Here is a 23,489-nt window from a genome sequence, read left to right as displayed (position 1 = left end):
CGGCGTGGAGGCCGCACAGCGTCACCGTGAGCGGATCCAGCGGCACGTCCGGGCCGGACCCCGAGGCGTGCACCGCCACGACCGCCGGTTCGACGCCGCTCGGGCCTGTCTCACGGTCTGTGTCCCGCTCGACCAGCACGATGATCGACATGCCTCCGAGCCTCGCCCCGCCCACCCCCCGGTGACACCCCGCAGGCCCGGGGCGTCACTTCCTGAACTGTTGAAGCGTGCGGTTCAGGCTGGAAAGTTCCTTCGAGACCACGAGATTCGGGATCCGCAGAACATCCGAGACAAGTTCGAGGTTCTTCTCGATACATCCAGGGGCAGGGCTGGCGGGGAACACCCACTGATCGCCGTCCGGGTGGAAGGTCGAGATGCTGCCAGTGTCGACGACGGCGATCGGCCCGATCTTCAACTGCTTCCCGCCGTCGTGTTCGAGGACTACCTCCATGACCGCAACCCAGGGCGCGGCACCCTCGGGACGGCTTCTCGATCCCACAGTGAGCTCGAAGCGATCGTACTTGTCGGCGACCACCTCGTGGGTGAACTCCTTCGACAGGGTGAACGGCCTCGCCAGCGGCACCTCCAATTGGCCGTCCGGGACGGCGAACTGGTAGTCCGCGGTGAAGACGCGCCGACCGCCTTCCGCACTGCACGGTTCGAGGCTCTGAAACCGGGTGAAGGTGATGCTGGCCTTGGTGATGAGAGAGGCACCGTGGACAACGTTGCCCAACTTCAGATCGACATGCGGGCTACGCACGTCAGTGACCTTCTCCGGGGGAGAATCACCATCGAGCACCTCGCCCGAGCTGCCTCCGGCAATGTAGGCCGACACCTTGGCGGCTTCGAGATTGGGCATCAGCGCCAGCCCTTCCCGCACCATGTCAGCCATCTGCGCGTCTTGGTCGCGCTCGGCGGCGATCCACCCGGCCACCGCTGCGACGACCAGGACCGCAGCAAGTCCGAATCCGATGAACCGGCTGTGCTTCGCTCGGGGTCTCGACTCCTCGCGCGACTCCATCACGATGTCGCCGGCCTGGGTGATGATCTGCACGCCCCCGCCAGTGGCGTTGTTCGACTGGGCGGCCCGCGGATCGTCGGCGTTCATCACTGGTTCCGGGGATTGCCGCCGACCACGATGTCACCGGTCTGGGTGATGTTCTGCACGCCCCCGCCAGTGGCGTTGTTGTTCTGGACGAAGGTCTGCTGTGTGGCCGGAATTCCGGCGCGAACAGCTTCGACCAGCGACCGGAGTTCACCCTCCAGCTCCGGGTTGTCCTCCAGGAGCTCGGCCAGCTTCTCCGTCCACCGGTTCTGGAGCGCCGTTCGGACGCGGTCCTGCTGGGGCCCGGAGGCTTGCTCGAGTTCAAGCGGGATACGTTCGAGCTGCACCGACGTACGCTGCTCAACCCGGTCGTCACCACGCCCGAGGATCCGGACGACCGCGCCCTTGGTGCCCTGCCACATGTCCGTGGCGGCAGCACCGACGATCGCGGTTCCGCCCATCGCCGCCAGTTCCATCAAGGCTTCCGCCAACATCCGCAATCTCCCCCTCGATTGACGCCACGCAGGCGCAACAGCCCACCAGAGCACACAAGGTAATGCATAGTCAGATCGGCGAGGACTCGGACAGGCCAAGTTGCAAAGGGTGTAGGCGCGTAGGACTAGGGGCGTATTCGGTCGTGATCAAGTGACAGCTCTGGTGAGGTCTTTGATCCAGATCATTGCGCCGCGAAGGTGGAGGCCGGGGAGGTAGCTCGCGGGGTTCTTGTCGTAGCGGGCGGCGATGCCTCGCCGGGCCTTCAGCTTGTTGATCAGGCGCTCGACGGTGTTCCGGTCCTTGGGCCGGGGGATCAGGCGGTGGTGCGGTTTCCCTTTTCGTCGCACGGGAGTTGGCCGTTGGGAACGTCGGTGAGGAAGTCGCGGTGGGCCTGGCGCTCGAGCTCGGCGATGGCGTCCGGTTTGACGTCGATGATGCCGCCGAAAGGGCGGTCGAGGTCGCGGATCAGGACGAGGGTGGCGGATCTGCTGCCGCGACTGTTCCGGCTGACCGTCGGCAACTTCTACCTGCAACTCGCCAGTGAGTCCGACCCCAAGCGGGTGCTGCAGCTCATCGCGGGCCAACTGCGGCCCGGCATCCGCGTGTTCGTCGGTGTCACCGACCCGAACGACCCGCAGGTGGAGACCGCCGAACAGGTCCGCGACCGCGTCCTGCGCGCGGCCCGCTTCATCCCCGTCGACCAGCTGGGCACCTGCGACGACACCGGCTTCGCCCCGGACGCGGACGACCGGTCCACCTCGCACGAAAGCGCCCTCGCCAAGATCCGCGCCCGCATCCACGGCACCGAACTGGCAGCACAGCAACTCGCCGCTAGCTACTACCGACAGCGCCTCGACTGGCACAGCTGCGTCCTGTGCCCGGACGACCACGACGGCGCCGTACTCGACGAGGCCGGCGCGCGGTGCGCGGAGGTCACGGTGCCGCTGGACTACGGCGACCCCCGGGGGCCGGACCGTCACGCCGGCGCTCTCCCGGATCGCGGCCACCGACACCGGTCACCGCATCGGGGTGCTGCTGCTCAACGACGGCGGCCCCGGCGCCCCGGCGCTCGGCGCCCCGCCCCGGGTGCACGCCGCGCTCAAGGAGACCGCCGGGCGCTTCGACATCGTCGGGCTGGACCAGCGCTTCGCCGGCCGCAGCACTCCCCTCGACTGCGGCCGGCCCGTCGGCGGCCTGTTCTCCGCAGGGAACGGCCGCGCCTCCTTCGAACGCCAGGTCGCCCTCCACCGGGGCCTCGCCGCCGGGTGCCGTACGACGGCCGGTGCCTGGCTGCCGTACGCGAGCACCCGCGAGGAGGTCGTCGAGGTGCGCCGCGACGCCCAGGTGCTGATCCTCTCCGCCACCGGCGACCCGCGCACCCCCCACCGCGGCGGCGCCGCCCTGCACCGGTCGCTGCCCTCCTCCCCGCTGCTGACCCTGCGCGGCGCCGACCGGCACAGGCTGTACGGCACCTACGGCAACGCGTGCGTGGACGACACGGTCAACGCCTACCTGGCCCACGGACGACTGTCCCGCACCGACCCGGTCTGCACCCGCCAGTAGCCGACCGGGACGAGTCGTGGAGCCGGCCCGTCGGCCACCGCACCATCCGCCGCGCCGGCTTCCCCGACGAACTCGACGCCCGCATCGCACTGCGGTGCTTCGACGGGGGCCTGGCCCTGCGCGTCATCACCGACCCCGGGCACCGCACCGCCGAGTACCTGAGGGACTGGCTCGCCGAGCGGGAGCTCCACCTCAAACCCACGACCATGGCCCGCTACCGCACCTACGTCGAACAGGACCTCATCCCCGCCCTCGACCTCACCCGCCAGCGCCTTCGGGCCTTCGTCGTCGAACAGCCGCGACAAGGCCGCGGCAAGGTGACCGTCCACCGGATCATGGCCGCCCTCTCCAGTGCCCTCGGCAGCGCCGCCACCGACGGCCGCCTGGCCCAACAACCCGCCAAGCCACCGATCCTGCCCCGCCCCGCCTCCGCCCCACGGCATCTGCGGACGGAGGAGCAGACCGCCCGCTTCCTGCGCTTCACCCACGTCACGGACCCGCTCTACGCCGACCTCGCCGAACTCATGATCGGCTCCGGCATCCGCAAGGGCGAGGCACTCGCCCTTCATTGGGACGACGTCCACCTGCCCGAACGCGTCTTCTTCGTCCGCGCGACGCTCTCCGCCGTCGACGACAACCAACTCGTCCTCACCAAACCCCCGAAGACCAAGGGCAGCAGGATGTGGGTCGCCCCCTCCGACCGCACCGCCTCAGCCCTGGACGAACGCGCCGACACCCGCGCCTTCGGCACACCACCGGCTACGTCTTCCACCGCCACAGCCGCCCGCTCCACCCGAAGGGCGTCCTCGACCACTTCCACCTGCTCTGCGACAAAGTCGGCGTCCCCCACATCGCCCTCCACGACCTGCGCCACCTCATGGCCGGCTTCGCCATGGCGGCCGGCGTCCCCATGCCCGTCGTCTCCAAGACCCTGCGCCACCGCACCCTGTCCACCAGCGCGAACATCTAACACCGACCTGACGTTTCGCGCCGCGCGCGCGGCCGTCGACGCCGTCGCCTGGATCTTCGACAACGCCGACCGCGCCACCCTCGGCCGCGCCGCCTGCCGCGGCCGCCGCCCCTGGCACCAGAACCCGCGCCCGCACCGGCAACTGCCCGCACACCAGCGGACACGAACAGCGGAGTCGGCCACGTCCCGGCCGATGTGGCCGGGCGACCACCATGCGACCACCAGCTGACACCACAACAGAAAGAGCCGGCACTCGGTTTCCCAAGTACCGGCTCCCACAACCGACTTCACAGTCGGGACGACAGGATTTGAACCTGCGACCCCTTGACCCCCAGTCAAGTGCGCTACCAAGCTGCGCCACGTCCCGTGGTCGACTGCCGAGTTGCCCTTGCGGGCCGCTTGGCTTTCTGACCTTGTCTCCGGCGTTCCCCGGCGACGTGGAAAACAATACAGCACGTCGGGGGGTGCTCGCTGCCAGGTATCGGGGGTGCGGCGGGGCGTGGGTCAGGGGGTGGGGTGGCGGGCGTCGTAGCGGAGGAAGGCGGGGCGGCGGGCGGCGAGGAGGAGGACGGCGGCGATGCAGGCGAGGCCGCCGGTGAGGATGGAGAGGGTGGGGGTGGTGAGGGTGGCGACGGTGCCGGATTCGAAGTCGCCGAGGCGGGGGCCGCCGGCCACCACGACGATGAAGATGCCTTGGAGGCGGCCGCGCATGTCGTCGGGTGCCGCGACCTGCATCATCGTGTTGCGGAAGATCATCGAGACGGTGTCGGCACAGCCGGCCGCGGCGAGCAGCAGCAGGCCGAGCGGCAGGTTGCGGACGAGTCCGAACGCGGCGATGGCCAGGCCCCATGCGGCGACGGAAGCGAGGACGGCGACGCCGTGGCGGTGGATGCGGCCGATCCAGCCGGAGAAGAGCCCGCCGGCCAGGGCGCCGACGGCGGGGGCGGCGACCAGCAGGCCGACGGTGCCGGGTCCGCCGCCGTAGAAGGCGACGGCGATGGCGGGGAAGAGGGCGCGCGGGAGGCCGAAGATCATCGCGGCGAGGTCGGCGAGGAAGGAGGTCCGCAGGTTGGGTTGGTCGCGCAGGAAGCGCAGGCCGTCGAGGACGGTGGCGCGTTTGCCGTTCGCGGTCTGCGGTCGCATCGCGGGCAGCCGCCACATCGCGTAGAGGGTGGCGGTGAAGGCGACGGTGTCGACCAGGTACGCGGCCTGGGCCCCGTACGCGGCGATGGCGACGCCGCCGAGCATGGGGCCGACGGTCTGGCCGAGGTTCATGCCGATGGTGTTGAGGGCATTGGCGGCGGTCAGCTGCTCGCGCGGGACGAGTCGCGGGATCATCGAGGACCGGGCGGGCGAGCTGACCGCGAAGAAGCCGGCCTGGAGGGCGACGGCCGCGTAGAGCAGGGCGACGGCGCCGAGGTGGAGCAGGGCCTGGACGGCGAGCAGCGCGGAGACGACGGCGAGTCCGCCGGAGCCGATCAGGCCGAGGCGGCGGCGGTCGACCCGGTCGGCGATGGCGCCGCCGTACATGCCGAAGGCGATCAGCGGGAGCAGCGAGCAGAGTCCGACCAGGCCGGTGGCGAAGGTGGAGTGGGTGAGGTCGTAGACCTGGACGGAGACGGCGACGGCGGTCATCTGCTGGCCGATGGCGGAGACCGACTGCCCGAACCACAGGCGGCGGTAGTCGGGGCTGTGGCGCAGCGGCGTCAGGTCGGCGAACGCGCCGCGGGTGAGGCGGCGCAGCCGGGATGCGGGCGTGGCGGCGGGTATCGGCGGGCGGGAGGGCGAGTCGGTGGGCACCCCGCCATGCTCGGCCAGCAGTCCGACGGCCCTGCGCCCGGGGTCGCCCGGAGCCACCCGGACCGCAGGACCGCAGGACCGCACCGACACCCGCCCTGGTCAGCGCAGCAGCGTCCGGGTCAGGAGTTCGACGAGTTCGTCGTCCAGGGGCCGGCCGGTGGCGAGCAGGCGGTACCAGAGGGCGCCGAAGGCGAGGTCGACGGCGGTGTCGGTGGTGAGGTGGGAGGCGAGCAGGCCGGCCTCGCGGGCGCGGTCCACGACGGCGCCGAGGGCCTCGCGGCGCGGGTGCAGCAGGGTTTCGCGGAAGCGCTCGCCGAAGGCGGGGTCGATCTGCGCCTCGGCCATCAGCGCCCGCAGCGCGTCGGTGGTGCGCGGGGTGGCGGCGGCGAACGTGGCGGCGAGGAAGGCGCGCAGGTCGGCGGCGCGGTCGGCGGTCTCGGGCAGCGGGATGCGCTCGCGGGCGTACGCGGTGACGGCTTCGAGCAGGACGTCCGCCTTGCCGGGCCACCAGCGGTAGACGGTCTGCTTGCCGGTTCCGGCGCGGGCGGCGATGCCCTCGACGGTGAGGCGGGCGTAGCCGACCTCGCCGAGCAGGTCGAACGCGGCGCCCAGGATGGCCTGCCGGCTCTCCTCACTGCGACGACGGCCGGGCCGTACGCCGCTGCCCGACACGGAAGTTGACGAATCATCAGTCGCCCCGCCGGGGGCGGATTTCGCTTGCTCGATCACGGGCAGCACGCTACCGTAATTCGAGACGAGACGTCACGGTTCGAATTAGCGGACCGGCGACCGGCGGCTCGCCAGGAGCGGCCGGGCTCGGCCCGCTCCCGTCGATCGGTACAGGGGAGATGGCACGGATGAGTGAGCGCACTGCACTGGTGGTCGGCGGCACCTCGGGCATCGGGCTGGCCACCGCGCGCCGGCTGCACGCGCAGGGCGCGACGGTGCACGTGGTGGGCCGCAGCAAGGAGCGCCTGGAGGCGCTCGCGGTCAGCGACCCGGAGCTGGTCGGGCACCGGGCGGACGGCGGCGACCGCGAGCAGATCGCCGAAGTCCTGCGCACCGTCGGGTCGTTGGACTGGCTGGTGGTCGCCCTCAGCGGCGCCGAGGGGGCGGGTCCGTTCGCGGAGTTGGACCTGGCCGCGCTGCGCAGCGCGTTCGAGGCCAAGTTCTGGGGGCAGTTGACGACCGTCCAGGCCGCGCTGCCGCATCTGACCGAGGACGGGTCGATCACCCTGGTCACCGCGATCTCGGCCCGGACGGCCCTGCCGGGCACCGCCGGACTGGCAGCGGTGAACGGGGCGTTGGAGTCGATGATCCGGCCGCTCGCGGTCGAGCTCGCCCCGCGCCGGGTCAATGCGGTCTCCCCCGGCCTGGTCGCCACCCCCTGGTGGAACGGCATGCCACAGGAGGCCCGGGAGGCCTACTTCGCCCACGCGGCAGCCCAGTTGCCGGTCCGCCGGGTCGCCGACGCGGACGACGTCGCGGAGACGGTCGCCCTGGCCGCGACCAACCGCAACCTCACCGGCACCGTCCTGGAGTCGGACGGCGGGCTGCACCTGGTCTCGATGAACTGACCTTCGCCTGACGCAAGTTCACTCGGAGCCCAGCCTACAGACAGACAACTCGCCTGCGGGCCGGGCCCCTTGTACGCGGCGACTATCGCGCAGCCACTCCCGTGGTCTGCCCGTACGCCAGCACGTGCCCGCCCAGGGTGAACGCGACGACGGTCGGCGGCGTCGCGGCCGGCAACGCCAGGCTGGGCGTGTCCAGCGCGTAGACCGTGATCCGGTAGCGGTGCGGGCGGTCGCCGACCGGCGGGCAGGGGCCCAAGTAGCCCGGCAGACCGGCGTCTTCGGTTCCGGACACCGCACCGGGCGGCAGGGCGTCGCCCAGCGCGGTCGCGGTGGCGGGCAGGTCCCAGCTCAGCCAGTGCCAGAAGCCGGAACCGGTCGGAGCGTCCTGGTCGAACATGGTGACGGCGAAACTGCGCGTGCCGGCGGGTGCACCGTGCCACGCCAGGCGCAGCGGGCGGTTGCCGCCGTCACAGCCGAACGAGTTCGCCCAATTGGCTTGTGGGAACGAGCCGTTCACCAGGTCGGGGCTGGTGACGGTGAACCGCGCAGCGTCGACGGGAATCCCCGAGCGCACCGAGACCCGGCCGAAGTCCCGGAATTCCTCGCGGACTTGGGCACTCGAACCGGCGGCTCCGAGCAGCGTCAGGGCGGCGGCGGAGCTCAGCAGCAGAGCAGTGGCGCGGGACAGGCGTGGCACGAGGCATCTCCTCAGGTCGGTTTCGGTGCTCCAACCCTCGTCCGTGTCCCGACACTTGGGGAGCCACGCCGCATGGTGGCATCCGGCGTACCAGGATCGGCGCTGGACGCCCCGGGCCGCCCGTACGCATCATCGACACCATGACCACCACGCCCCGGCCCGCACCCCAGCGGGCCGAACTGGCCGCCTTCCTGCGGGCCAAGCGCGCCCGCCTGCAGCCCGAGGACGTCGGCCTGCCGCGTGGGCCGCGCCGTCGCACCCCGGGGCTGCGCCGCCAGGAAGTCGCCCAGCTGGCCGCCGTCAGCGTCGAGTGGTACGTCCGACTGGAACAGGGGCGGGTCGGCACCCCGGGTGCGGCTGTCCTGGACGCACTCGCCGACGCCCTGCGCCTGACGCCGGACGAGGCCCGGCACCTGCGCCTGCTCGCCCGCAGCGAGAGCCGCCGCGCGGCGCCCGCCGCCGGACCGGACCGGCAGGTCCGCGCCTCGCTCCGCCAACTCCTGGACGGCATACCGCTGTTCCCCGCCTACCTCACCGATCACCGGCTCGACGTGCTGGCCCACAATGCGGCGGCCCGCGCCCTGTTCGGGGCCGGATTCGGCACCGGCCGGGCCGACAACACCGCGCGGACGCTCTTCCTCGACCCGGCCGCACGCGCCGGCCAGCTCGACTGGCAGCGGATCGCCCGGGAGACCGTCGGCCACCTCCGGGCCGGCCACGCCCGCCACCCGGGCGACCCCCGAATGGCCGCACTGGTCGCCGAACTGCGCTCCCACAGCAGCGAGTTCGACACCTGGTGGACCGACCACACCGTCCTCGAACGCTCCACCGGCAGCAAACGCGTCCACCACCCCGAGGCCGGCGAGCTCCGACTGCACTACGACATCCTCTCCACCGGCCCCACCACCGACCACCTGCTCTTCACCGTCACCCCGGCCGACGCCACCACCGACCGCGCCCTCCGCCGCCTGGTCACCGCCCACACCACCAGAACCGCAGGCACCACCGTCCACCCGATCAACGCCGCCTGACCCGTCCACCCCCGGCCTGTCGGCAGGCCGGCGGATACTGGCGACATGCCGCCCACCGCGTCCTCGCCGTCCGTCGCCGCCCGGATGAGCCGCCAGTCCTCCCGGGACACCGCCCAGGAGCTCGCGGTCCGGCGCCTGCTGTACGCCTCGGGCCTGCGCTACCGGGTCAACGCCAAGGTCCCCGGCCTGCCGCGCCGCACCGTGGACATCCTCTTCCTCGGCCCACGCGTCGCGGTCTTCCTGGACGGCTGCTTCTGGCACGGCTGCCCCGATCACGCCACCAGCCCCAAGGCCAACGCCGAGTGGTGGCGCACCAAGCTCGACCGCAACATCTCCCGCGACCACGAAACCACCGCCCACCTCACCGCCGAGGGCTGGACCGTCCTCCGCTTCTGGGAGCACGAATCCCCCGAAGAGGTGGCTCGCACCGTCCACGACCTGGTCGTCGCCCGCCGGAGTCTTCGGCATCGGTCCCCGCCGCAAACGTGACCCCTTCTCCACCGGAGCGATCTAGTCTGGCGGCGAACGGTTGCGAACGCGCACGAGGCAACGGTGTCCGAGCCAGGCCACGGAGGTGGAAATTTGAGTCCCCGGCGCTTCACATCCCTGGAGATCTGTTCCGGCGCGGGCGCACAGGCCCTCGGGCTGGAACGCGCCGGCTTCGACCCGGTGATGTTGATCGACAACAAGGCGCATGCGTGCGAGACGATCCGCCGTAATCGGCCGGACTGGCAGGTGCGCTGCGAGAATGTGATCGATTTCGATCCGGTCGATCATCCAATGGTCTACGACGTGGACCTGCTCACCGGCGGCCTGCCTCGGATCAAGTCGATGGCAGCGGTCCGCCGGACCGAGGACGAGAGCGAGCGCAGGTTGCTGAAGGCCGCCGTCCTGCTGCTGACTGCCGTCCGGCCACAGGCACTGCTGCTGGAGAACCTTCCCGACCTGGTCGAAAAGGACGAGTTCGCCGACGACCGGTCGTGGATCGAGGACGAGTTGGCACACGCCGGCTACCGACCCCACTGGCAGGTCCTGAACGCGGCGGACCACGGCGTTCCGCAGAACCGTCGGAGCGGCTTCCTGGTCGCCCTGGCCGACAGCTGTCGCGGCGACTTCGTCTGGCCCGAGCCGGGAACCGGGTCCGCCGTCACCGTCGGCGAGGCCCTCGGCGATTCGATGGCGACCCACGGATGGCCCGGTGCGCGGCGGTGGGCCGAACAGGCCGACCGCCCGGCGCCCGCGCTGGTCGGCGGATCCGACCGCCACGGTGGGCCGGACCTCGGCCCGACGGGCAGCAAGCGCGCCTGGGCTGCCCTCGGGATCGACGGCAGGGGCATCGCCGACGACTATCCTGCCGCCGACTTCCCACTCGACGGGGTCCCCAGACTCAACGTTCGCCAGGCGGCGACGATTCAAGGAATCCCCGAGGACTGGGTCATCCACGGTCGGAAGACAGCCGCCTATCGACAGGTCGGGCACGCGATGCCGCCTCCGCTGGCCACGGCCGTGGGCCGCGCCATCGCGACTTCGCTGGGCGGTTAGGATCTCCCTCATGCACTCCGTCGCCGAAGCCCCCCTCGACACTCTCGCTCCCGGGGCAGCCGACGACCCGGTGGCCGAGATGGAACCGGACCAGGACCGCTCCGAGATTGTCGACCTGTTCGCAGGACCGGGCGGGCTCGACATGGCCGCGCAGGCACTTGGCCTCACGGTGACCGGCGTCGAGTGGGACGAGGATGCGTGCCTTACCCGGGTGGCCAATGGTCTGGAGACCAGGAAGGGCGACGTCCGGAAGTTCGGCCCCGGCAACTTCCCGAACGCCAGGATCCTGGCCGGCGGCCCGCCATGCCAGACCTTCACCGTTGCGGGCAGCGGTGCCGGGCGCCGAGCTCTGGACCAGGTGATCGCCTACGCGCGCCGGATGGCCCGCGGCGAGAACGTCCGGGCGGAGCTCGACTCCCACAAGGATCCGCGCACCGGCCTGGTGCTCGAACCGCTGCGCTGGATCCTGGAGGCCCTGAAGGCCGGCCGGCCGTACGAGGTGATCGTGCTGGAGCAGGTCCCGGCGGTCCTGCCGGTGTGGCAGGAGTACCGGCGCATCCTCGGGGAGCGTGGCTACTCGGCGGAGTGCGAGGTACTGCACACCGAGGAGTTCGGTGTGCCGCAGACCCGCCGTCGCGCCATCCTCATCGCCCGGCTCACGACAGCGAACACCGCCCTGCATCCACAGGTCGAGATGCCCGTCCCGACCCACCAGCGTTTCCACAAGGGTGAGCGGCCGGTTGCGAACGGCAAGCTTCTTCCCTGGGTGACGATGGGCGAGGCGCTCGGCCGGAAGGACAAGTTCAGGGTCGTCTCCAACTACGGCACGGGCGGCGATCCCAAGGCCCGCGGCCAACGCACCTCGGACGAACCCGCGTTCACCGTCACCGGCAAGGTCTCGCGCAATCGCGTGGTGCCTGCCGGCCAGGAACCGGACCCGAAGACCGACGCACGGATCGGCGAGGAGGAAGCCGGCCGGCTGCAGACCTTTCCCGCCGCCTATCGGTGGTCCGGCCGAGCGGTGGCACAGCAGATCGGCAATGCGATCCCGCCCCGGCTCGGGGTGCACGTGCTCGCGGCGGCGTTGGAGCTCGGGACCGAAGATGTCGCAGCGGCCCTGAAGTGGCTGGAGAACTGGCAGCCTTCCGAGCCGGCCAGGACCGAGGACGCCGAAAGCTGAGCCGCGGAGACCCGACCGATCGGGTCTCCGCGGCGAGGTCAGGCGGAATCCGCCGCGTGCTTGCGGCTGCGATCGCGCAGCGGTGCGCCGTCGGCGAGCTCCTGGAACATCAGGGTGAGCCGATCCACCGAGGCACGCCGTGCGGTGCCGTCCTCCGGCCCGTCCGGCAACCGGTCCCAGGGCACCGGAGGCGCGCCTTCCGCGTCGTCGATCCACGCGAACAGCGCTTCCTGGTCCGGCAGCTCGTCCGGGGCGAGGACGTCGTACAGCAACGTGCTGCCGGCGGAGTTCACCGCCGTGCACAGGGCATTGACCCGGTCGCCCAGCCGGGTCGCGCCGGACCTGACCATGCCTTCCAGGACCCTCACCATGGCCAGGGCGGTCGGCTTGTGGTCGATCGTGTCGAGACGCAGCACAGTGTTGAGCATGTCCTGGTTTCCGCATGCCACCTCGACAGGCCGGTAGTCGGGCCCGTCCCGGAACATCTCGGCGGCCCACCAGAGCCGGGCGAAGGCCTGGCTGTCCTGCGGACCCGCGAAGCGCGGTGTGTTGACCTTCTTCGCCGTACCGTCCTTGGCCTCCCCTGTGGCGAGGTGACGCCACAGGACGTAGTCCGGGGCGACCGCGAGCGCGAGGAAGTTCCACAGTTCCGGTCTGGCGGCCTCGGCCCGGGTCATCCGGAGGGTCGCGTGCAGACGCGGCGCCAACCAGGCGTCGGCTTCGGTCCGGGCGTCGGCGAACCGGGACATCGCCTCGTCGAGGATCTCCTTCAGCGGCCCGGTGTTCCACCTGGCCGATCCGTCCTCGATCGGGCCGGCAGCCCGCAGGATCGCCACCTGCGGAAGTCGCTCGTGTCCCGAACGCACGGCGTTGGTCAGATACTTGGACGCCACTGCCGAGGGGAGCAGTGCGAGCCGATCGGGAACATCGGCACTGGACCGGTTCAACGGGCTGCACCTTCCTGGGGTCGGGACACCGCGCGGAGAGCGGTGGTCAGGTTCTTCGGGGCCTGGGCCCGACGAGAAGCCGCGAACTGGATCCTGGACTGCAGTTCGGCCCAACCGTGCCCCTCGGTTCGCCGGCTGTGGATCTCCGCAAGGGCGTCCGCGAGGGGAAGCCCGGGGAAGACGTCCGGAAGCATGGCGCGCAGGACGGGTTCCTTCCAGCCGTCCGGCACCTGCGGGGCGCCGTCGTCGTCGACCTCCAGGTCACCGACGGCAGAATGGAACATCGCTGTCCAGGCATCGCCGGCGATCTGGGTGGCAACGAGTCCGGCAGCCGCTTTCTCCAACGGTCCGCGAGCTCCGTTGAGCAGCGTCCCCAGCCCTTCGAACGAGGTGTTGAGGAGCACGGTGGGCAGTTCACCGGAGGTCTCGACCAGCCAGGGGGCTTCCTTGAACGGCCTCAGCCATTCCTGCGGCCCGTCCCGGAAGTCCTCCTCCACGATCTCGATGTCGCGCTGCCGAACCGCAGTCCTCGCGAGAAGGTCGACCACCCACGGCACGTCACCGGTTCCGATGACCCGCCCGTCGATGCCGTCGTACGAGCCGACCACGCTGACCTGAAGGACAGCACGGGCGACATACATGGAGCGGCGAAGACGTACCTCGCCTCGCCACCGAGTGTCGTCGCGGCGACGTTCCAGTCGTGCGACCGTGCGGGAGTTGGTGGCGCCCTCCGTCAGAACGGCCACGCAAACGACCGAGGCCCAGGGGCCGTCGGCCAGTTCGTCGTTGGGCAGCCCGACCTCGAGTTCGAGGGTGGCCTCCTCCCAGTCGTCGCGTCCGGCCAGGTGCAACGCGACAACCTGTTCACGTGGGGAGATCAGCGAGAACGGCAGGGCCTTCCCGTCGATGCCGGCCTGACGCACGGTGATGTCGACACGTCCGGCGAGAGTCGGGTACGGGTACACGGTGCTCATGCCGGAACCTCCTGGGCCTGACGGATGTCCACAACCACGCCCGCCAACGAGGCCGGGACGGGATGGCTGTCGACGGCGGTGGTCCCGGAGAACCTTGCGGACCGCACCTCGGGGTCCACGACGATCCTGCCGTCGAGCACCCGACAGTTCTCGTTCGCGGTGAGTTCGGCCCATCTGAGAGCGGGCCTGCTCCCGGAGCGGACGTCGAACTTGGCGACGGGCACGAGCTGCCAGGAATCGTCCCGCTGCGGGACCTTCAGCGTCACGTCGAGGGTCCACGATCCGGAGGCATCGACCCTGCCGCTCACCCGGTCCACCACCGGGTAGCCCTCGACCCGTCGACCGCCGGCGGACGGAAGGTCCAGCCGCAGCAGGCCCCGCAGAATCTCGGGTCCGTCACCGGTCGGCCGGGTCGAGCGGCGCCCGACCACCGCGCGCAGGGCCGCGTCGACGGCCGCGTTGAACTCGGTGAGCCGGCGCGGTGCGTTGAGGTACGTCGCCGTGAGCTCGTCGGTGGTGCCCCACCGGTCGTGCTCCGGTGGCTCGGCGGCGCGCAGGAACGCCTCGGCCGCCCGGACCGACTCGTCGTCGTTCCCGGTCGCGAACCCGGCGAGCAGCACCGCCTGGAACGGATCGACGCCGAGGCCGAGGTTGCGCGGGCGCCTGGTCGTCACCGTCATGCGGGTACCGCGCATGCACACGATGCGGCTGTGCTCGGTGTCCGCGTCGTCCGCAGGCGTCACCAGCAGCACCGCCCGGTGCTCGCGCACCCCGCTCCCGCGCCCGGCCGCCCGCAGCGCGGGAACGTCGAGCACCACATCGGCCGCCACCACCTGGTCCGCGGCGGTGAGTTCGGCAACGGTCTCGCCGTCCAGGTGGGACCGCAGGGCACGGGTGAGCGCAGGGTGGCGTTCCGTCGGGTCGACCCGACGCTCCTCGACGACCGTGACCCCGTCCTTCATCGCCCGTACCGATGCCTCCAGCACCGCGGGAGTGGAACGGCCGGCCGTCATGGCCGCCCAGAAGTTGTCGGCGAGCGCCTCGACGAGCGCGTCGTACGTCTCCTTCAACGTGCTGCTGTGCCCGGCGGCGTCGTGCGCGCCGACGATCAGGAACGAGGTACCCGGGTCGTCGCTGTCGCGCTCCAGCCACAGATCGGCGGTCGTCCGTTCGTCGGCCCACCAGGAGCGCGAAACGCCCTCGTGCTCCTTCTCCGTGTCCGGTTCGCCCAGCCACGCCGGGCCGGCGTACGCCACCCCGTCGACCGTCCGCCATGGCAGGTCGAGACGGCCCACCACCCGGCGGGCCGTACGCCCTTCGTGACTCTCCGAAAGGGTGCTGTTGATCAGCACCAGGCCGAGCCGGCTGGCCGCCCACAAGGTGGCCTTGCCCAGGCCGTACGATCCACCCGCCCGGTCGTCGCGCTTATGACTGTCGAGCTGCCGGCGAACCACGGCGGCGAACCGCCCGTCACCGTACTCGGGTCCGGTGAGGCCGGACGCGTTGTAGTCGTCGACGCGCAGCAGCAGCAGCGAGGACTCCTCCCTCAGCAACCGCAGGCCCTCGGCGAGCACCCGGCCGACCTTCTGACGGGACCGGGCCGCCACGTCGTAGTGAGGTTCGAGTTCGTTCCACTTCAACGCGGTGAGGAACCTGTTGAGGTGTTCCCCCGTCAACTCGTGCAGGGTGAAACGCACTCGCACCGGCCGGGCGATGTCGTACCGTTCGTCCATACTGTTCTGGGTCGCCTCACGCGCCAGCACCGCCAGGTTCGCGTCGAAGGCGAAGGCCGCCGCGTTGCCGTACTCGCGCCCACCATCCGCGTGCGCGAGCCGGTGGTGCCAGGTGACCGGGCGGGCCGACCCCGCGTCGGTGTCCCTGGTGACCACGGTGGCCAGGTCCGTGCCGAGGAGCTGGGCAATCCTCGGCATGAGTGTGGGCTTCGGCTGCGCCCTACCGGTCACCCATGCCGACACCGCCGCCCGCGTCAGGTCCAGTTCTTCGGCGAACTGAGCCTGTGTCATACCCACCCGCCGGAGCTGACGCCCAAGCCAGACGCCGAAGTGTTCGCTGTCCTCCATCGCTCCTCTTCCGTTCCGCTGTCGTGCCGGACCAGAGTAGCAGTGGAAGTTGACAGCATTGAGAGTGTCAAACCGCCTTTGACGGCAAGTGATCCGAAGTGCGCCAGCAATGGAATGACAGAAATCTCAATTCACAGCAATTATCCTCAATGTCGGATTTTCGCCGCCTCCCCGCCTCTCCCAACACCGCTCCCAGGGGGTGACAGACCCCCTGGGAGCCGATAGGGTCGGATCGTCGACCAGCCCAACTCCCGTGCGGATACGGCTCGCAGACCATTCGGGGCGGAGCCCTGTCCAAATTCAGATCGTTATCCGGTATTTCATTGGGAGGGGAACCATGGATTCGTTCTTGACGGAGATGGCGCGCCGTCTTGCGCGCTACGACGCCCTGTCGGACGCCGCGGGCAGGGAGGACTACCGAACGAGGGTGTGGGGGGTCGAGGAGTACGAGGTGGAGCACTGGCGCTCCGAGGTCGCGGCCCAGCGGCATGCCCGGGCGACGGTGGCCGCGCAGCTCGCACATGCCGAGGAGGAGCCCGCGCAGTCTCCTGATCACGGGCGCGTCGTGCAGCCGTACCCGCAGAGGCGCGGCACTTCCGGCACTGCCCGGGGCAAGCGGCGCCCCGAGACGCCGGTGCCCTCTGGAGGTCCCGGCCGCCGGGACCGGAGCGGGTCGGCGGTCCCGACGCCCGCCGACCCGCCGCGCCGGTTCGTCATGACGATCACCATCACGGTCGAAGGCTGACCGCGGAGTTCACCCTGCCCGGGTGCCGGCCCACGTGCGCCGGCACCCGGCCCTTCCTCATCCCCTCGCCCCCTCCCAGGGCCGGGACTCCCTCCCGAGACAGGTGCTCCATGACCGACCCGCAGTCCGCACTCCCCGTCATCGCCACCGTGCTCCGCCAGTCCGCCGTCGTCCTGGAGACCTACCGGGTCGACCCGGGGCTGGTGCAGGAACATGCGAACGGCGAGCGCCGAATCACCCAAGGCGGTTACGGCGAGCGGCAGTTGTTCGAGCTGGTGCAGAACGCGGCGGACGAGATCGCCGCCGCACCCGGCGGGAAGCTGCACGTCGTCCTGACGGACAAGTATCTGTACTGCGCCAACGAGGGCAACCCGGTCACGCCGCAGGGCGCCGAGACGATCCTGCGGATGAGCGTGTCCCGCAAGCGCGGAGGACAGATCGGACGGTTCGGCGTCGGCGTCAAGTCGGTGCTGTCGGTCAGCGACAGCCCGCAGTTCTTCAGCGCGAGCGGCGACTTCGGCTTCGACCGTGACTGGTCGGCGGCGGAGATCGCCCAGGCGCTCGGTGTGAGCGGTGAGTTGGACATGGACACCCCGGTGCTGCGGATGGCCCGTCCGCTGGACCGGCAGCAGGAGTGCGCCGACGACTCGGAGTTGGAGAAGCTGCTGCAGTGGGCCACCACCGTGGTCCGGCTGCCGCTGTTGCCGGGTGCCGCCGATCGGCTCGGGTACGACATCACCGGTCACAAGTTCCGCGACGGCCGGGAGATCAAGCCGTTCCCGTTCCACTTCCAGTTGTTCTCCTCGCACGTCGGGGAGGTGCTCCTGCTCGACCAGCGCAAGATGCCGCCGGTCCGGAGGGACATCACCGTCGAGAACAAGGGCATCGGCCGGACGCTCAAGGAGATCACCCGCGGCGCGAAGTCGACGACGGAGTCCTGGAAGGTCTTCTCCGTCGCCCACTCCCCCACCGCCGAGGTCCGCGACACTGCCGGCGAACTGCACGACCGCCCGATGATCGACGTCTCCTGGGCCGTTCCCGAGTACGACGTCCGCAACGGGCTGTACACCGTTCCCGTCGGCAAGGGCGAGTTCTGGGCGTTCTTCCCCACCAAGTACGAGGTGTCGCTGACCGGCATCCTCAACGCGCCGTGGAAGACGAACGAGGACCGGCAGCATCTTCTGGACGGCAGCCCGTTCAACCTCGAACTGCTCCAGGTGGCAGCCCGGTTGGTGGTCGACAGCCTGCCGGCACTGGTGCCCGCCGAGGACCCCGCCGCGTACCTCCCGCTGCTGCCCGGTCGCGCCAAGGAGAAGGTGAACTGGGCGGACGAGTACTTCCTCCGACAGGTCTGGTCGATGGCCGCGCAGCGCCCGTCCCTGCCCGACCAGAACGGCGTGCTCCAGATCCCCCGGGACCTGTTCATCACCCCGGCCAACCTGGCCAAGGAATGGCTGCAGATCTGGTCCGAGTACCCCGGGCGCCCCGTCGACTGGGTGCACCCGTCGGTCGACTTCGCCGACAGCAAGACTCGGCGCGGCAAGATGAACCACATTCTGGAGCCCACCGACGGCAAGCCGGAGAGTGTCCGGAGCTGGCTGGAGGCGCTGGTCGCGGACGGCACCCCCGAAGCGTCCTGCCACGCCATCAAGATCCTCTCGGCGATGGTGACGCAGGAACAGGCCCGCCAACTGCCGCGCGACTTCGTGTTCACCCCGGACATCCGCCAGGCGAGGATCGTGCTGACCGAGGAGCACGGCATGGTCGCGCCGGTCGCCGGTGAGATCTTCCACCGGACCTCGGACGACTCGCTGCGCGACGACATGGTCTACGTCGACCCGCGGATCTCCGAACAACCGGAGATGGCCCGGCATCTGCACGCCATCGGCATCCGGGTGGCGGACGCCCAGGGACGTTTCGAGGGTGTGCTCGACCAGGGCTTCGGCCAGTACGACAGCCAGGCCTGGACGAACTTCTGGGTACTGCTGCGCAGCGCCGGCGGCAACGCGCAGGTGGAGCGGATCCGGGCCAAGGTGCCGAAGCCGCTGGAAACCCTGCACGTGCGCACCGTGGACGGCCGGTTCCGACGCATGCGCGACTGCCTCCTGCCCGGCCCGGTGGTACCCGGCGACGGCAGCAGGGACCGCTCGATCGCCGTCGACATGGCGTTCCACGACGGTGACCGGGCAGTGTTCCGCGAGCTCGGTCTGTCCGACCGGCCGACCCCCAATCACCGCCCCGAGCTGGAGCCGTGGTTCGAGGAGTACCGGGAACTGGTGCACAACGGCTATCTGCGTACGCTGCCGGCCAACGCGCCCCGGCCCAGTCTGAGCCGTCTGACCGTCGAGGGCGCTGCCACCGCGGGCCCGCTGCACCTGCTGCGTGAGCTGTCCGAGGAGGGCCGGGCGGGTTTCGTCGCCGCGCTCCCCGAACTGGGTGTGGTCCAGCAGTGGACCGGGCAGTACGGCGCACAGACCGCCACCCGCAAGCCCGTCGTCTCCCCGTTCCGCTGGATGATCAACAAGTACGGCCTGGTGAACACCTCGCTCGGCCTCACCAGGATGTCTGAGGCGGTCGGCCCGCAGCTGAAGGACTACGCCACGGTGCTCGCGGTGGCCTCGATCGGCCCGGACCTCGCCCGGCGGCTCGGCATGCCCGTCACCGCCGACGAGGTGCCGGCGGACCGTTGGAGCAAGTTGCTGGACCGGGTGCTGAAGAGCGAGGACGACGCCTTCGTCGGTCGGGCCTACGCGCAACTGTTCCGGGTCGCCTTCGAGTTCCCCGACGGTGTACTGACGCGGTGTCGAGTGGGTGCCGGCTGGGAGGAGCGGCTGGACGGCGAGATCGCGGTGGCCACCAACCAGGCCGAGTACGACGAGCTGGTGCGCGAGCAGTTGCCGGCGTTGCTGGTCGCCGACCGTTCCGACGCCGCGACGGCCAAGGCCATGATCGAGGAATGGGGGATGTCGAAGGTCTCCGACGTCATCACCAAGGAGCTCGCTCCGGTCAAGGTCGGGGCGCCGGTTCCGCTGTTCGACGTGTACACCACGGTCCGGGCCCGGTTGGGCAACATCGGGAGCAACCTGAAGATCCAGCGCTGCTCGACTCTGGACCGGATCATCCGCACCGCCACGGCCAGCACGCCCACCCCGATCAGGTTCGCCAAGAAGGGCAACACCCTGTACGTACTCGACTCGCTCGACCGGCTGCAGGTACTGCGCGCGGCCGACGAGGAGTTCAAGTGGGGTTTCGGCGCGGCCGGCTGCAAGCAGGCGTTGGAGCTGCAGGACCGTCAGGAGCAGAACCAGCAGTTGCAGGAGCGGCTGCGTGCGGTCCGCGCGAGCGAGAGCGTCATCGACAAGATCGCGCTGCTGATCGGACGTGAGGCGCTGCAGCGTGGGCTGCCGCCGGGGCTGTTGGACAGCGAGTTGGAGGAGAACGGCGGGGAGGAGCCTAGCGCGCGACGGATTGCCGAGATGGCGTTCAACTCGCACGGCGAGTCGATCCTCCGGATGCACGAGCGGGACCTGTCGCTGGAGTTCCCGACCCGTGCGCCGAGCTCGTTCAACGGCAGTGAGAAGGCCCGCAGGTTCGTCGCGGACCTGAACTTCCCGGATTCCTTCGCGGGTGCCCGGGTGCCCTCCCTGGAGGCCAGGTTCGAGGTGGACGGGCCGAGCGAGTTCCCTGCCCTGCACCCGTACCAGGAGCAGCTCGCCAAGGCTCTGCTCGGACTGCTGGAGAGCCCGGTGCCGCGGCGCGGCATGCTCGGCATGCCGACCGGTGGCGGCAAGACCCGGGTCACCGCCGAGGGCGTGATCCGGTGGATCCGTGAACGACAGGAACTTCCGGGCCCGGTGCTGTGGATCGCGCAGACCGAGGAGCTGTGCGAACAGGCCGTGCAGAGCTGGCAGTTCGTCTGGTCGAAGGTCGGCCCGGAGATGCCGCTGGTGATAAGCCGGCTGTGGTCGAGCAACGAGGCGACTCCGGTCGACGGCCGCCCACACCTGGTGGTCGCCACCGACGCGAAGCTGTCCCGTTGTCTGGACACCGGCGACTACGCGTGGCTGCGGGAGAGCACCTCGCTGGTCGTGGTCGACGAGGCCCACACCGCGATGTCCCCGCGTTTCACCGAGCTGTTCGCCCAGCTGGACCTGACGCACCATCGGACCGGCAGGCACCTGATCGGGCTCACCGCGACGCCGTACCGCAACAACGAGGAACTGACCAGGCTGCTGGTGCAGCGCTTCGGCGAGCGGCTCGACACGGAGGTGTTCCAGGGTGACCTGGAGCACGCCATCAAGCAGCTGCAGGGGCTCGGGGTACTGGCCCAGGTCAGGCACCGGGAGCTGGCGGGCGGTCGAATCTCTCTGAACGCCGACGAGCTCAAGCAGTCAGAGAAGTTCGCCACCCTGCCCAAGGGCGCCGAGCAACGGCTCGCCGACGACCACGAACGCAACCAGCGGATCGTGGACGAGATTGTCGCCCTGCCCTCGGACTGGCCGGTGCTGGTCTTCGCGACCTCGGTGGCGCACGCCAAGTTCCTTGCCGCCAAGCTCGGCGACCGCGGCGTCACCGCTGCCGCGATCGACGCGAACACCCCGACCGTGGAGCGCCGGCAGCGGATCGACGCCTTCCGCAAGGGGAAGATCCAGGTGATCACCAACTACGGTGTGCTCACCCAGGGCTTCGACGCCCCGGCGACCCGGGCGGTGGTGGTGGCCCGGCCGACCTACAGCGCGCACATCTACCAGCAGATGATCGGTCGCGGCCTGCGCGGCCCCCGTAACGGAGGCAAGGAGACCTGTCTCATCCTCAACGTGCGGGACAACGTGACCAACTACGGCGAGAAGCTCGCCTTCACCGACTTCGAGTACCTGTGGAGCGAGGCGAAGTGAGCGCCATCGTCGACGATCACCCGCTGACCGCGGAGCAACAGGCCGTGGTGGACCAGCCGTGGGACGCCCGGGTGCTGGTCACCGCCGGCGCAGGCGCCGGCAAGACCTACACGCTGGTGCGGCGGCTCGACGCGCTCGTGGAACGGGAGGAGCTGGAGGCCGGGGAGATCCTGGTGCTCACCTTCTCCCGGGCCGCGGTACGCGAGCTGACCGAGCGGATCGAACGGCGCGCCGGCAGCGCGCAGCGGGTCCGGGCGCAGACCTTCGACGCCTGGGCCACCGCTCTGCTGATCCGTGCCTATCCGGACACCGACTGGTCGACGGTCGGTTTCGACGGCCGGATCGAGGCGGCCACCGAGGCGATCGACCACGGCGCGGTCGAGGTCGGGGAGCAGGGGGTGCCCGCCCATGTCGTGATCGACGAGGTGCAGGATCTGGTCGGCGTCCGTCGGGAAATGGTCGAGGCGTTGCTCGACCGGTTCCAGGAGAACACCGGCTTCACGGTGGTCGGCGACTCGGCGCAGGCCGTGTACGGGTTCCAGGTCTCCGACCCGGACCAGCGGGCCGAGGAGACCGACCGGTTCCTGGACTGGGTGCGTGCCAGCTTCGGCGAGGATCTGGTCGAACTGCACCTGGGTGACAATTTCCGGGCCCGCACCGACGTCGCGCGGCTCGCCCTGCCGTACGGAGCCCAACTGCAGCGCCTTCCCCGCGATCCGGCTCGGGTCGCCGATGAGGCGGAACGGATCCACGGAGACCTGCGGTCGTTGCTTCTGACGACTCCGAACTTCGGCGGCCTCGATCTGGAGTACGTGCAGGACGCGTTGCGCCACTACCCGGGCACCACCGCGGTGCTGTGCCGGGACAACGGTCAGGCCCTGACCGTCTCCGGTCTGCTCGCCGACGCAGGCGTCCCGCACACCCTTCAGCGTTCGGCGCGGGAGCGTTCGGCTCCGCCGTGGCTCGCCGAACTCCTGGGTGCCACTGCCGCCTCCACACTCGGCGAGGAACGTTTCCGTGAGTTGCTCGCCGACATCGAACTGCCCATCGACAGCTCACCCGGGACGCTGTGGCGGTCTGTCCGCAAGGTCGCCCGAGGAGCCCGGGGCACCATCGATGTCCCCGCGCTGCACCTGGCGCTGGCCGAACGACGGCTTCCCGACGAACTCACCAGTGTCCGTTCGGCCTCCCTGGTCGTCTCCACGGTGCACCGTGCCAAGGGCCTGCAGTTCGACCGGGTCCTCGTGGTCGAGCCGCGGGTTCTGAGGGAGCCCCGGCGGGTCGAGAAGAAGAAGCGTGACTACGACCCGGCGGCGGAGGCCCGACTGCTGTACGTGGCGATGACCAGGGCCCGCGACGACATGTACATCCTGGACGCTCCCAGTTCCTGGCTGGTCCGCAAGGACCGGCGGCTGGACCGGTGGTACCTCGGTGGTCGGAGCGCCTGGGCACGCAATGGCATCGAACTGCTCGGCGGTGACGTGTCGCAGGCTCTGCCGCCCGGTGCCGAGGACCTCCGGGTCGAACCCCGGGCCTCGATGGAGCATCTTCGCACCGTCGTCTCTCCCGGGGATCCCGCCGAGTTGGTCCTGCTGCACGGCATCCCGGTGGCCGCCGACCAGTCACCGCCGTACGCCGTGGTCGTCGAGGGCCGGCCGACGGCAGTGGTCTCCGAGCGCTTCCGTACCGACCTGTACCGGATGCTGCAGCGCACCGCGCACAGTCCGGTGGACAGATGGCCGCAGGCGATCACCGGGCTGCGGGTCGACTGTGTGGAGAGCGTCGGTGGCAGCGCCACGGTGACGGACCGGGAAGGGCTGGGTCCACAAGGAGTGTGGCTGGCGCCCAGGTTGTGCGGACTCGGGCGTTTCCGGTGGGACAACGAACAGACGATCGGCACTGAAGGGGACACTGCGTGAGCGAGTCGATCCACCAGGCGCACTACGA

At 70.3% G+C, this 23,489-nt stretch carries 20 protein-coding genes, 1 tRNA gene and 2 pseudogenes; 11 read left to right on the top strand and 12 right to left on the bottom strand.

Features of this window, described 5'->3' with window-relative positions:
* Window positions 1–205: 205 nt before the first annotated feature.
* From CG736_RS11480 to CG736_RS37595, 4 genes and pseudogenes are all read right to left on the bottom strand, one after another.
* Window positions 206–1,108 carry a hypothetical protein gene (locus CG736_RS11480; RefSeq protein ID WP_100586082.1) on the bottom strand — a complete coding sequence of 301 codons (903 nt, stop codon included), beginning with the start codon at window positions 1,106–1,108 and terminating at the stop codon, window positions 206–208.
* Window positions 1,108–1,539 (bottom strand): hypothetical protein, encoded by a 432-nt coding sequence (locus tag CG736_RS11475; protein WP_100586081.1) that lies wholly within the window; start codon window positions 1,537–1,539, stop codon window positions 1,108–1,110. The genes CG736_RS11480 and CG736_RS11475 overlap by 1 nt, the downstream gene beginning before the upstream one ends.
* Window positions 1,540–1,686: 147 nt before the next feature.
* Window positions 1,687–1,842 (bottom strand): annotated as a pseudogene (locus CG736_RS38880) (IS5/IS1182 family transposase); the annotation flags it as partial.
* An 11-nt stretch (window positions 1,843–1,853) separates the two neighbouring features.
* Entirely contained in the window at window positions 1,854–2,060 is a 207-nt protein-coding gene (locus CG736_RS37595; RefSeq protein WP_232733937.1) for a hypothetical protein, read from the bottom strand.
* On the opposite strand from CG736_RS37595, the pseudogene CG736_RS38565 reads away from it, so the two are divergent.
* Both CG736_RS38565 and CG736_RS37590 read left to right on the top strand, forming a co-directional pair.
* Window positions 2,020–2,367 (top strand): annotated as a pseudogene (locus tag CG736_RS38565) (5-methyltetrahydropteroyltriglutamate--homocysteine methyltransferase); the annotation flags it as partial. The gene CG736_RS37595 and the pseudogene CG736_RS38565 sit on opposite strands and share 41 nt — an antisense overlap.
* A gap of 202 nt (window positions 2,368–2,569) precedes the next feature.
* A complete protein-coding gene (locus tag CG736_RS37590; RefSeq protein ID WP_232733936.1) occupies window positions 2,570–3,103 on the top strand; it encodes an alpha/beta hydrolase in 534 nt (177 codons plus the stop codon).
* Here CG736_RS37590 and CG736_RS38560 read toward each other — a convergent pair.
* Complete coding sequence (locus CG736_RS38560) at window positions 3,049–3,744, bottom strand: hypothetical protein (RefSeq protein ID WP_304528209.1); 696 nt, start codon at window positions 3,742–3,744, stop codon at window positions 3,049–3,051. The genes CG736_RS37590 and CG736_RS38560 overlap by 55 nt on opposite strands.
* A 41-nt stretch (window positions 3,745–3,785) precedes the next feature.
* On the opposite strand from CG736_RS38560, the gene CG736_RS38555 reads away from it, so the two are divergent.
* Complete coding sequence (locus CG736_RS38555) at window positions 3,786–4,073, top strand: hypothetical protein (protein ID WP_304528208.1); 288 nt, start codon at window positions 3,786–3,788, stop codon at window positions 4,071–4,073.
* 293 nt (window positions 4,074–4,366) lie between these two features.
* Here CG736_RS38555 and CG736_RS11455 read toward each other — a convergent pair.
* From CG736_RS11455 to CG736_RS11445, 3 genes are all read right to left on the bottom strand, one after another.
* A tRNA-Pro gene (locus CG736_RS11455) sits at window positions 4,367–4,440 on the bottom strand.
* A gap of 137 nt (window positions 4,441–4,577) precedes the next feature.
* Window positions 4,578–5,873, bottom strand: a complete 1,296-nt coding sequence (locus tag CG736_RS11450; protein WP_100586078.1) for an MFS transporter — start codon at window positions 5,871–5,873, stop codon at window positions 4,578–4,580.
* A gap of 99 nt (window positions 5,874–5,972) precedes the next feature.
* Window positions 5,973–6,602 carry a TetR/AcrR family transcriptional regulator gene (locus tag CG736_RS11445; RefSeq protein WP_232733935.1) on the bottom strand — a complete coding sequence of 210 codons (630 nt, stop codon included), beginning with the start codon at window positions 6,600–6,602 and terminating at the stop codon, window positions 5,973–5,975.
* A gap of 128 nt (window positions 6,603–6,730) precedes the next feature.
* On the opposite strand from CG736_RS11445, the gene CG736_RS11440 reads away from it, so the two are divergent.
* A complete protein-coding gene (locus CG736_RS11440; protein WP_100586076.1) occupies window positions 6,731–7,450 on the top strand; it encodes an SDR family oxidoreductase in 720 nt (239 codons plus the stop codon).
* Between the two features lie 82 nt (window positions 7,451–7,532).
* Here CG736_RS11440 and CG736_RS11435 read toward each other — a convergent pair whose 3' ends face one another.
* Window positions 7,533–8,147: a YbhB/YbcL family Raf kinase inhibitor-like protein gene (locus CG736_RS11435; RefSeq protein ID WP_232733934.1), complete on the bottom strand. Its 615-nt coding sequence runs from the start codon at window positions 8,145–8,147 to the stop codon at window positions 7,533–7,535.
* 140 nt (window positions 8,148–8,287) lie between these two features.
* On the opposite strand from CG736_RS11435, the gene CG736_RS11430 reads away from it, so the two are divergent.
* From CG736_RS11430 to CG736_RS11415, 4 genes are all read left to right on the top strand, one after another.
* Entirely contained in the window at window positions 8,288–9,178 is an 891-nt protein-coding gene (locus CG736_RS11430; RefSeq protein ID WP_100586075.1) for a helix-turn-helix domain-containing protein, read from the top strand.
* A gap of 45 nt (window positions 9,179–9,223) precedes the next feature.
* Window positions 9,224–9,667, top strand: coding sequence for a very short patch repair endonuclease (locus CG736_RS11425; protein ID WP_232733933.1), 444 nt, complete (start codon window positions 9,224–9,226; stop codon window positions 9,665–9,667).
* A gap of 93 nt (window positions 9,668–9,760) precedes the next feature.
* On the top strand, window positions 9,761–10,720 hold the full coding sequence (locus CG736_RS11420) for a DNA cytosine methyltransferase (RefSeq protein ID WP_100586074.1): 960 nt from the start codon (window positions 9,761–9,763) through the stop codon (window positions 10,718–10,720).
* Between the two features lie 10 nt (window positions 10,721–10,730).
* On the top strand, window positions 10,731–11,900 hold the full coding sequence (locus CG736_RS11415; RefSeq protein ID WP_232733932.1) for a DNA cytosine methyltransferase: 1,170 nt from the start codon (window positions 10,731–10,733) through the stop codon (window positions 11,898–11,900).
* A gap of 38 nt (window positions 11,901–11,938) precedes the next feature.
* Here the strand turns inward: CG736_RS11415 and CG736_RS11410 are convergent, their stop codons facing one another.
* The 3 genes from CG736_RS11410 to CG736_RS11400 all read right to left on the bottom strand — a co-directional run bounded on the left by CG736_RS11410 (window position 11,939) and on the right by CG736_RS11400 (window position 15,902).
* Window positions 11,939–12,649 carry a DUF6339 family protein gene (locus CG736_RS11410; RefSeq protein WP_232733931.1) on the bottom strand — a complete coding sequence of 237 codons (711 nt, stop codon included), beginning with the start codon at window positions 12,647–12,649 and terminating at the stop codon, window positions 11,939–11,941.
* Between the two features lie 194 nt (window positions 12,650–12,843).
* On the bottom strand, window positions 12,844–13,821 hold the full coding sequence (locus CG736_RS11405; RefSeq protein ID WP_100586072.1) for a hypothetical protein: 978 nt from the start codon (window positions 13,819–13,821) through the stop codon (window positions 12,844–12,846).
* A complete protein-coding gene (locus CG736_RS11400; protein WP_100586071.1) occupies window positions 13,818–15,902 on the bottom strand; it encodes a helix-turn-helix transcriptional regulator in 2,085 nt (694 codons plus the stop codon). Before CG736_RS11400 ends, CG736_RS11405 begins: the two co-directional genes overlap by 4 nt.
* A 337-nt stretch (window positions 15,903–16,239) precedes the next feature.
* Between CG736_RS11400 and CG736_RS11395 the strand changes: the two genes are divergently transcribed.
* The 3 genes from CG736_RS11395 (at window position 16,240) to CG736_RS11385 (ending at window position 23,461) form a co-directional block, all read left to right on the top strand.
* Complete coding sequence (locus tag CG736_RS11395) at window positions 16,240–16,647, top strand: hypothetical protein (protein ID WP_100586070.1); 408 nt, start codon at window positions 16,240–16,242, stop codon at window positions 16,645–16,647.
* A 110-nt stretch (window positions 16,648–16,757) separates the two neighbouring features.
* Entirely contained in the window at window positions 16,758–21,542 is a 4,785-nt protein-coding gene (locus tag CG736_RS11390; RefSeq protein ID WP_100586069.1) for a DEAD/DEAH box helicase, read from the top strand.
* The gene (locus CG736_RS11385) at window positions 21,539–23,461 is read left to right on the top strand and encodes a UvrD-helicase domain-containing protein (RefSeq protein ID WP_198520449.1); all 1,923 of its coding nucleotides are present in this window, start codon (window positions 21,539–21,541) and stop codon (window positions 23,459–23,461) included. Before CG736_RS11390 ends, CG736_RS11385 begins: the two co-directional genes overlap by 4 nt.
* The last annotated feature ends 28 nt before the right edge of the window (window positions 23,462–23,489 follow it).

The sequence above is a fragment of the Kitasatospora sp. CB02891 genome (assembly GCF_002803145.1).
Lineage (GTDB): Bacteria > Actinomycetota > Actinomycetes > Streptomycetales > Streptomycetaceae > Kitasatospora > Kitasatospora griseola.
Note: the sequence above shows the minus strand (reverse complement) of the source record. Positions and strands in the feature narration are given on the sequence as shown.